This is a genomic window from Rhodococcus sp. IEGM 1351 (assembly GCF_030056875.1).
In the GTDB taxonomy this organism is placed as follows: Bacteria; Actinomycetota; Actinomycetes; order Mycobacteriales; family Mycobacteriaceae; genus Rhodococcus_F; species Rhodococcus_F opacus.
Map to the genome: position 1 here is coordinate 1 of NZ_JASHKU010000181.1, position 220 is coordinate 220.

The following is a 220-nucleotide window of genomic DNA, read 5'->3' on the forward strand; positions in this document are numbered from 1 at the left end:
GCGCGCTGCGGATGGCGCCGGTCCACGACGTCGATCACTCGGCCACCGTGCGGGACCTCGAACACCTCGTCGCCGAATCCCGCGACGCCGGTGAGCTGCCGCGGGAACTGTCGCCCCTGCTCGACCGGATCCTCGACTTTCCGACCCGCACCGCCGGGCACGCGATGCTTCCCCGCGCCCACGTCGATACCGTCCGGGCCCACGATTCCCTGAGCAGTGT

General features: G+C 71.4%; 1 pseudogene. It reads left to right on the top strand.

Annotated features, from left to right (window positions below):
- A pseudogene (locus tag QM806_RS41220) lies at positions 1–220 on the top strand (hypothetical protein); the annotation flags it as partial.